Source organism: Yinghuangia sp. YIM S09857 (assembly GCF_051388915.1).
Classification (GTDB): Bacteria; Actinomycetota; Actinomycetes; order Streptomycetales; family Streptomycetaceae; genus Yinghuangia.
In genome coordinates, this window is the sequence record NZ_JBPKBH010000018.1 from 128,352 (window position 1) to 136,549 (window position 8,198).

Sequence of the window (8,198 nt, forward strand, 5' to 3'; positions counted from 1 at the left end):
CCCAGCTCGGGTGCGAAGCCGGACGCCTTGCGGCTCAGGTCGGGGCGACACGCAGCGCGAGACGTACGTCGGCGACGACGTCAGTTTGCCGGGCCCTCGCCCTTGTCCACGGCCGCCCACACGTCGGCAAAACGCTCCGGCAAGCTGCGGGTAGGGAGAGGGGCGGAGGTGATCCATGTCGACCTGGAGGCCAGGCGGGCACCGATGAAGTCGGCCTTCCACGCCTCGAAGGGCCGGATGTCCTTGGATGTCGCCCACTCGCCCGGCAGGAACACGCCGCGGCCGGCCCGGGCGCGTTTGTCGCGGAGCACCAGGCCCGTCGTCACCAACTGCTCAGCCGCGGTGCGGTGGCGTACCGCCGACCAGCCGTTCCAGCGGCGGACCCGCCGGTCCTCGGGATAGGCCATCGCGAGCAGTTGCAGGTAGAGAACGGCCGCGTCGGTGTCGAGGCCGAGAGCCGACGCCACAGCCGCGACCGTGTCCGGCGCGCTCGTCGCCGGGTTCGCCTCGAACGCCCCCGGCGGGAGGCCTCCGTCGCGGATGCGGGCCGCGATCCGGTCGAAGTACTCGCTCCGGGCGCGCACGATGTGGTCGACCGTGGACGTCCAATTGGCCCACAGAACCTGCCGTATCCGCTGCTCTGCCTCCTGGTCGCGCAGGGCGGCGGGCCGCACGAACAGCTTGGGCGTGGGCTGGATTCGGGACTGTCCCTGCGGCGGTGCCGTGCTGACGACGCCCGCGCCGAAGTCGAATGCGGCCGTGTCGAGTTCTTCGGGACCGGCATACGGGGTCGGCCCGAAGTACTCCGCGACCGCGTCTTCGGTGGCGAACGAGCGGCGTTCGAAGCTGTGTTCGCTGAGCAGCAGCCCGGGGTGGTCGAGGCGTTCCCGCAGGGCCGCGACGAGTGCCGGGAAGCCGTCGCGTACCGGATCGCCCGCCGGCAACTCCTCGTACACCAGGGAACCGTGCACAGCGACGTCGGACAGTAGTTCCCTGAACGCGCTTTCGTGGAAGCCCGGCCGGTCGGAACGGTCCACGAGCCACGCGCCGTACTCGCCGGAGCGGAGCCAGGTGTCCAGGTCGCGCGCAAGGAGGGGTTCGCCGGCCGGGTCCGCGAACGCGGCGCAGACGCGGGCAGGGGGCCGGGAGCAGCGGGCCTCGTCCAGCAGCGCGAGCGTGCTCTCCGGTACGACGGGACGGAGGCCGTGGCGAGTGACCCACGCCTCCGCGATGCGCGCGGCCAGGTGCTTGGGCCCGTCGGGCTGCCACAAGTCGGCCGGATCGTCCGGGAGTACGCCTGCCAGCAGGTCGAGCCGGTCGTGCTCGGTCAGTTCGGCGTGCTCGCGCCGTCCGGCCTCGCCCTCGCTGACCTTCAGGCCGAGGATGCGCCGTTGGTCGCCGTCGAGGAAGGGGATGGTGAACGAGCCGTGCCCCTGGAGGCCGGCCAAAGTGAGTGCGGCGGCGGCCCGCGACATCCCGGTGGACTCGGCCAGAAGTGCGACCGCCCCGGCATCCCACGGCATCGGGCCGCGCTCACGCACAAGGGCGACGAGCGTACGCAGTTGGCCCGAGTCTCCCCAGGTCCCGCAAGGGAGTTCGGTCACCTGGGTCAGGGCGCCGCCCACCGTCGGTGGTTCTCCGGGCCCGCCGACGTACTGAAACACCTTGGCGCGGGTGTCGGACCAGGTGCCCCATTTGATGACGATGGTGGAGCCGTTCTCGTCGCGCGCCGCGCCGCGGTCGGGCGTCTTGACGTCCAGGACGCCGGTACGCATCCGCGCGTCCAGGTCTGAGAAGGGGCTCTGCGCCCAGCATTCCAGCAGGGCCAACAGCCGTTCGCGACGATCCGGCAGTGTCGCGGGCGCCGCGGCCCGCAGCGCGACCGCCCCGATGCGACCGACCAGGTGCGTCCAGCGCCCGTACGCGACCGACCCGGGGAGCTTGCCGTCGGGGCCGGGACGCCACGAGCCCGCGATGTACCCGCCGATGTGGTGGATGCCGTGCAGCAGCCCGGAGTCCGAGAACCCGCCGAGCCTGATCAGCCCACTGAGTGCCGGCCCGACATGCTGGTCGTCGACGGCCTGATGAGTGAACGCACGGCTGAGCCCGAAGTCGTCGCGCGTATCGGAAGACTGCGTCATCCCCCATTCCTATCGCGCGCCCCCGTACCCGGATCACTCGCCGACCGCACAGCCCGCAGCCGCCGTCGAACTCCCGCTCCCAAGCCGAGCCGTTCGCGCCGACAGCGCCGCGGACCACCCGCGGATCCTCGGTGTACGCCGTTTGGCGGGCCGCCTGCTCCCAGTCCTGCGGTGCTTGGCCGAGTTCCACCTCGGCGATCACGGCCTCGCAGATTGCGTCCAGCAGCGCCGCCTTGCCCTTGATGTGATGGTAGATCGACATCGGGTCGACCCCGAGGTCGTCGGCGAGCCGCCGCACACCGAATCGGTCCAGGCCCTCGCGGTCGACCAGGGCAACGGCGGCGGCGATTTGCCCGCGGTCGAGTCCCGCAGACGTACCGCGCCCGCGTCCTTCAGCGGCGGCCCCGACGGACCCTCCGCGATGCCCGCGCTCGACGCCACCGCATATCCGGCCCTGACCGCCGTCGCACACTTCCAGGCCGACTTCGGATCCGCAGCAGAGTTCGACCGACTCCTCGACACCGTCCTGTGCGGAATCCGGGACCAGGCAGCGCGCCGCCGGTCGGAGACGCCATAGTCGGCCGACCGGCGGGCGTCCGGGCTCGACAGACGGTTCCGATCCCCGGAGGAACGCCGCAGGTCTGACGTGGCGTCATGGGTTTGTAATGTGCCTGGGCCTCCTCGCGCTGGAGCGATCTTCCTAGAGTGGCGTTGCGCCGTTCGGCGTATCCGCTGCTCGACTCGGGGAGACCGTTCAGTCATGGTGCGACGCCGTTGGATACCGGTCGTGGTCGCCGCCGTGCTCGCGCTGGGTGCCTGCGGCAGTGATTCGTCGGACAAGGCGGAAGGTCCTGCCGCGAGTTCGGGCAACCCGGCTCCCGCTTCCCCGGGAGCCGACGCGTCGACCGCGGAGCCGGGATCCGCCGCGGCCGCGCCGACCGGTGCGGGCAGTTCCGCTCCTCCTGCCGCCGCGGTGCCGGAGAAGTTGCGGTTCACCGCGACGACGCTGGACGGCGCCCGGTTCGAAGGAGCGCAACTGGCGGGGAAACCGGTGGTGTTCTGGTTCTGGGCCCCGTGGTGCCCCAAGTGCAGGAGCGAGGCACCGGGCGTGGCGGAGGTCTCCGCGGCGTTCCAGGGCAAAGTGTCGTTCGTCGGCGTCGCCGGGCTGGACAAGGAATCCGCGATGGAGAAGTTCGTCGCGGACACGAAGACCGGCAGCATCCCGCACCTGTCGGACGAGAAGGGCGAGGTCTGGCGCAAGCTGGGCATCACCCAGCAGTCGACGTTCGTGTTCATGGCGTCCGACGGATCGACGTCGAAGGCGTCCGGGCCGTTGGGCAAGGACGAGTTGGAGCGCAAGGTCGCCGAGCTCGCGGCGAAAGGCTGAGGCGTTGTGTTCGGCGACGTGCCGTACGCGTTGGCGCTGGCGGCCGGATTGGTGGCGGCGTTCAACCCGTGTGGGTTCGCGCTGCTGCCGGCGTATCTGACGTTGTTGGTCGCGGATCCGGCGGCTGAGCGCGGTGAGGCCGGGCGTACCGCGGCGGTGGTGCGTGCGTTGCGCATGACCGGCGCGATGACCGCGGGATTCGTTGCGGTGTTCGGCGTGTTCGGTCTGGTCGTCACGCCGCTGGCGTTGTCGGTGCAGGAGTGGCTGCCGTGGGCGACGATCGTCATCGGCGCCGTCCTGGTCGCGTTGGGCGTCTGGCTCGTCGCGGGGCGGGAGGTGTTCCTCTCCGCTCCGAAGCTGAACACCGGTCCGCCGACGCGGTCGGTGTGGTCGATGGTGTTGTACGGGGTGTCGTACGCGGTGGCGTCCTTGTCGTGCACGATCGGGCCGTTCCTGGCGCTGACCACGAGCACGTTCGAGACCGCGAGTATCCCGGCGGGGGTAGCGGTGTTCGTGGCGTACGCGCTCGGCATGGGTCTGGTCGTCGGCGTGCTCGCCCTCGCCGTCGCGCTGGCGCAGACCGCGATGGTGACCCGCATGCGGCGCGCCCTTCGGTACGTGGGCCGGGTGAGCGGCGCTCTGCTCATCGTGGCGGGAGCGTACGTCGCCTACTACGGCTGGTACGAACTGCGCGTCAACGACGGTGGTTCCACCGACGACCCGATCATGAACCGCGCCTACGAGATCCAGGGCGCCCTCAGCGCCCGGGTCGAGGAAATCGGAGTCGGACCGGTCGCGGTGGTGTTCGCGCTCCTGGCCGCCGCGGGCCTGGCCACTGCCGTCGTCCACCGGCTGCGCCGACGCCGCACCGCAGCGGGCCGGGGCGAGAGGGCACAGGCCCTGCCGGACGTGGGAGCCGGCCCGGGATGATCCGCGCGGCTCTGCGCGACTGCCGGCGCACGACCGAGATCGCCCCACGAGCCCGGCTACCGGATCACCAATGTCTTCTCCGGCCGGTCGAACGTCTACCTCGATTGCACCGCCGAGGAGAACCGCGCCGCGGTCAGGACGCCGCACATGGTCAGGACGCCGCACGCGGTCAGGCGACCCACCACCTGTTCGAGTACGGCGACCGGGCCGAACACCGGCACCGCTTCATCCGCCGCGCCGCCGTCGACCAGGTCCACGCCATGAGCAACGAGTAAAGCCCGGGCGGGGGAGCGCCACGAATGGAGTACTGCCCGGGATGCCGCCCGCACCCGACCGTCGTACGTTGCCGGTGAAGCACCCCTCAGCGCGCGGCCACACCCTGCCCGCGCACCGACCAGGGGAGGTACCGATGCACGTCGTACGTCTCGACGCCGGTGGTGGCCACCGCCCCCGCGCCTGGCACATCACACCCCCGGGCACCCCCGACGCGCTGTGCGGTACCAGCATCGACCCCGTCGACCCGCACGCCGTCGACGGGATCACCGACGCTGATGCCCACGCACTGCACTGCGCCGACTGCCTGACCGCCTACGCCGCCGCAGTCACCGCCGCTCCCGCATGATTTTGCCTGCCCATCCGGTCGACTGTTGCCCGCGAACGGGCGGCGGGTCACCCGTCGTTGTGGGCGCCGCCGGGTCCGAGGCGGCGGCGCTCCGCGGCGGCCCGCGTCTCGGCGCGGACACGCCGGCGGTCCCCGGTGCCGTTCTCGGCGGTGTTCGGGTCGGCGTCGGCGTCGCCCTCGGCCGCCAGGAGCCGGGGGACCTGCCCGAGGGGTGCCGGCGTCGCGGGGGCGGGCCCGGTTGGACGACAAGCGCGTTGGACGGGACGGACCGTCGCCCGTGAAGGTCATGCCGGGCGGCTGCCACCGAACCCCGGATCCACGGCTCCTGCGCCGGGCCCGTCGGGGCGTGGGTCGGTTGCGATCGGAAAAACGTTGAACCGGTGGGTTGACCCGGCTTCGCATGGCCAGATGGTCCGCGGGCACTCGGCTTAAAGACGGCGCCCGTCCGGGAAGTCGTCGACGACAACAGCACCGCGATCGCGCACTCAACGAAAGGCCCTCAGATGACCCGCCGTACACCCGTAGAGCAAGCCGCTGCCGCGAAGGACCAGGTCCGGGAGAAGTCCGCGAAGGCCGCGGCATCCGTCGTCGCGGCCACGGACCGTGCGGTGCACGCCGCCAAGGAGCACACCCCCGAGCAGGTCCGTGCCACGGCAGGCCAGGTCGGCCACCAGGTGGCTGGGACCGCATCCGCCCTTGCGGCGAAGGCCAGGGAGAACACCCCGGAACCCGTCGCCGACACCGCCCGTCAAGCCGCCGGCGCGGCCCGGAGCAGGCGGATGCAGGTGGCCGTCGCGGCGGTCGTGGTCACCGCCGTCGTGGTCTACCGCGCCAAGAGCCGCCGCTGACAGGTGCCGCCCGTGCTTGCGCTGATACTCCTGCCGCTCTTCCCCGTCCTCACTCTGGGCGGTCTGCTGGGACTGAGCTGGTGGGAGGACCGCCTCCTGCCCCAAGCCGACGAACCGGGCCCCGCGCCCCGCACCCCGCGACCGCGCGCCAGTCCGGACACCACCCCCGCCCCGGCCGCAGCACCCGACCGCGTCGGCAGCCCGCGGCCCGTCCGGACGCGCCAATCAGCGGCGTCAACCCGGCGGCGGGCCGGGAACGGACAGCACCGCAAACGCCCAACCACCGTCCACGGCGGCAGATGCCGCCACGACTTCGCAGCCGCATAGGACACGGTCTTCAGGCAATAGCACGCCGCTTGGGGGCCAGGCTCGGTCTCCGGTACGTCGGCCCGGGCCTGGGGCCGCAACCACTGCACGGCGTTGGCGGCGCGCCCCCGCGCTCGCGCTTCCCGGCGGCCTCGCCCACCTCATTCAGACGCCACGCGCCCGTGCCTGTGTCAGCCACTTTGCGGCTGTGCGCCCTGCTGTCCGCGTAGAGGGTGCAGTGCAGAGGCAGTACGGGTGGGGTGCAGACCCGTTCTGGTTTGATCCACTGACCCAGTGGTGGGGCCATCAGGGCGACGGAACACGTTGGTTGGCGGTTGGTGTCGGTCAGTACGACACCGAACTCCACTTCCAGCCCATCGCGGCCGTCGGCTCGGGAACAGGGCCGACCCGATGTATTGGCGACTGGAATTCCCCTTGGGCTGAAGGGTGATGCTTCTCAACCGGGCTCCAGGCAGGCCACGCTTCATCCATGGCGAACTTCCCCTATCTCACCGGCAGCCCCCTCGCCATGGCCCTCTACTCTCTGTACCTCCTCGTTCTCATCGTCCTCGTCGTGGCTGTCTACGTAGCTTCGACACGCGATGCGAACTGGTGCGCCTGGTTCGTGCCTGTTTCGTTGCTCGTGGCGACGGCGCTGTCGACGTGGCACTTTGCCCGCCCCGTCATCGCGATCCCGGCCGTGGTCGCGATGCACATCGGCGTCCTTGGCCTCGTCGTCGGTGAGCCGCGGGACAAGTTGCCGCGCCCCTACCCGTACCGCGTCGTCCGCAGGCGCCGCCCACGCCGCTGGCGCTACTAATGCGGTCAGCCGACCCACCGCCTGCTCCAGCGCGGCCACCGGGCTGAACACCAGCACCACCTCATCCGCCGCGCCGTCGTCGACCGCGTCCACGCCACGGACAACGAGCGCCCCCGGGGCGGGGGAGCGCCACGAACGGGCGGACTGGTCTGGGTGCGGTGCACGGCCGCGGCCACGCCGCGACACTCCGCAGCCAACCGTCCTGCCGGGTCGGCGGTCGGCGGGGCGGGCCCCGAACATCCCCCCCGAGCGGGCCCGCCGACCGGCCGCCAAGGTGCCGCCGGACCCACCCGGCTGCTCCCTCGTGGGGGTTTCCCAACAGCGGCCGCCGAATCCGATGAACCGGGTCTCAAGCGTCCACGGTCGGTGTCGATGCGGTCCGTGATGTCTCCCGGTCGAGGTCGACTGCCTCACTGCGGGACGTACAAAAATCTATGTTTGCTGGAGTAGACATTGGGCGTCGGCATAGTTATGGTTTCTCTCGTAGCCAGAGAGACAGCAGGGGCCTGGCAGAGGACGAACTGTCGGCCGGTAGTACGCAAGTGCAGTGGTAGGACAGCGCGGTGGTCGGGTTCCGAAGCCGGATGGTTGCAGGGCGACGGGACCGGCGCCCGGCCGCAGGCGGCGCCAAGGGGCGCGGGGCCGGACCGCGCAGCAGTACCGATGGATGCAGTACCGAGTAGCCGCAGCGAAGTAGTGGCAGTACCCCGGTGAAGGCGTCGGCTGCGGACGCGCGCACCGGGAGGTTCGGCAGTGGCATTCCACGCCCAGGCAGGTGCAACGCGGCGATGCGGGGCTGGCTGCCGAAAGGTGACGCTTGGTCAGGTCGCCCAGTGGTTCGCAACACCAGCGGTTCGCAGTATCGGTAGGCAGACAGAGCAGTACGCAGTACCAGGCAGTACCCGGCCCCAAGCAGTGATCATCCGAGGGAAGAAAGCGGAGGAGCAGAGCGCCATCAGGATCGCCCGGGCGGACGACATCGACCCCGGGTACCGCAGGACATCGATAGTGAGGTGGTCTCCGGTCACGCAACAGCGATCCCCGCACTCCGGCAGCATTGCGGCTGGACCCGCGGAACAGTGAGCCGGTGAAGGACCAAAGCCGGCAGATGGTGTAGCAGTTCCTTCGGGGCCCTGGCGCCACA

The 8,198-nt window shown here is 71.0% G+C and carries 8 protein-coding genes; 6 read left to right on the forward strand and 2 right to left on the reverse strand.

From position 1 onward, the window contains the following. Window positions 1-1,533 precede the first annotated feature (1,533 nt). Window positions 1,534-2,439, reverse strand: a complete 906-nt coding sequence (locus tag ACRX5S_RS30775) for a hypothetical protein (RefSeq protein WP_436776476.1) — start codon at window positions 2,437-2,439, stop codon at window positions 1,534-1,536. Here ACRX5S_RS30775 and ACRX5S_RS30780 point away from each other — a divergent pair. The 3 genes from ACRX5S_RS30780 to ACRX5S_RS30790 all read left to right on the forward strand — a co-directional run bounded on the left by ACRX5S_RS30780 (window position 2,389) and on the right by ACRX5S_RS30790 (window position 4,458). Next, window positions 2,389-2,718, forward strand: coding sequence for a hypothetical protein (locus tag ACRX5S_RS30780; protein WP_436776426.1), 330 nt, complete (start codon window positions 2,389-2,391; stop codon window positions 2,716-2,718). The two genes, ACRX5S_RS30775 and ACRX5S_RS30780, sit on opposite strands and share 51 nt — an antisense overlap. 183 nt (window positions 2,719-2,901) lie before the next feature. Beyond that, entirely contained in the window at window positions 2,902-3,528 is a 627-nt protein-coding gene (locus ACRX5S_RS30785; RefSeq protein WP_436776427.1) for a redoxin domain-containing protein, read from the forward strand. A gap of 6 nt (window positions 3,529-3,534) precedes the next feature. Then, window positions 3,535-4,458 (forward strand): cytochrome c biogenesis CcdA family protein, encoded by a 924-nt coding sequence (locus ACRX5S_RS30790; RefSeq protein WP_436776428.1) that lies wholly within the window; start codon window positions 3,535-3,537, stop codon window positions 4,456-4,458. 95 nt (window positions 4,459-4,553) lie between these two features. Here ACRX5S_RS30790 and ACRX5S_RS30795 read toward each other — a convergent pair whose 3' ends face one another. Then, complete coding sequence (locus ACRX5S_RS30795) at window positions 4,554-4,715, reverse strand: hypothetical protein (protein ID WP_436776429.1); 162 nt, start codon at window positions 4,713-4,715, stop codon at window positions 4,554-4,556. Between the two features lie 152 nt (window positions 4,716-4,867). Between ACRX5S_RS30795 and ACRX5S_RS30800 the strand changes: the two genes are divergently transcribed. The 3 genes from ACRX5S_RS30800 to ACRX5S_RS30810 all read left to right on the forward strand — a co-directional run bounded on the left by ACRX5S_RS30800 (window position 4,868) and on the right by ACRX5S_RS30810 (window position 7,054). Next, window positions 4,868-5,080 carry a hypothetical protein gene (locus ACRX5S_RS30800; protein WP_436776430.1) on the forward strand — a complete coding sequence of 71 codons (213 nt, stop codon included), beginning with the start codon at window positions 4,868-4,870 and terminating at the stop codon, window positions 5,078-5,080. Between the two features lie 503 nt (window positions 5,081-5,583). After that, window positions 5,584-5,928, forward strand: coding sequence for a hypothetical protein (locus ACRX5S_RS30805; RefSeq protein WP_436776431.1), 345 nt, complete (start codon window positions 5,584-5,586; stop codon window positions 5,926-5,928). A gap of 796 nt (window positions 5,929-6,724) precedes the next feature. Continuing rightward, window positions 6,725-7,054: a hypothetical protein gene (locus ACRX5S_RS30810; protein WP_436776432.1), complete on the forward strand. Its 330-nt coding sequence runs from the start codon at window positions 6,725-6,727 to the stop codon at window positions 7,052-7,054. The last annotated feature ends 1,144 nt before the right edge of the window (window positions 7,055-8,198 follow it).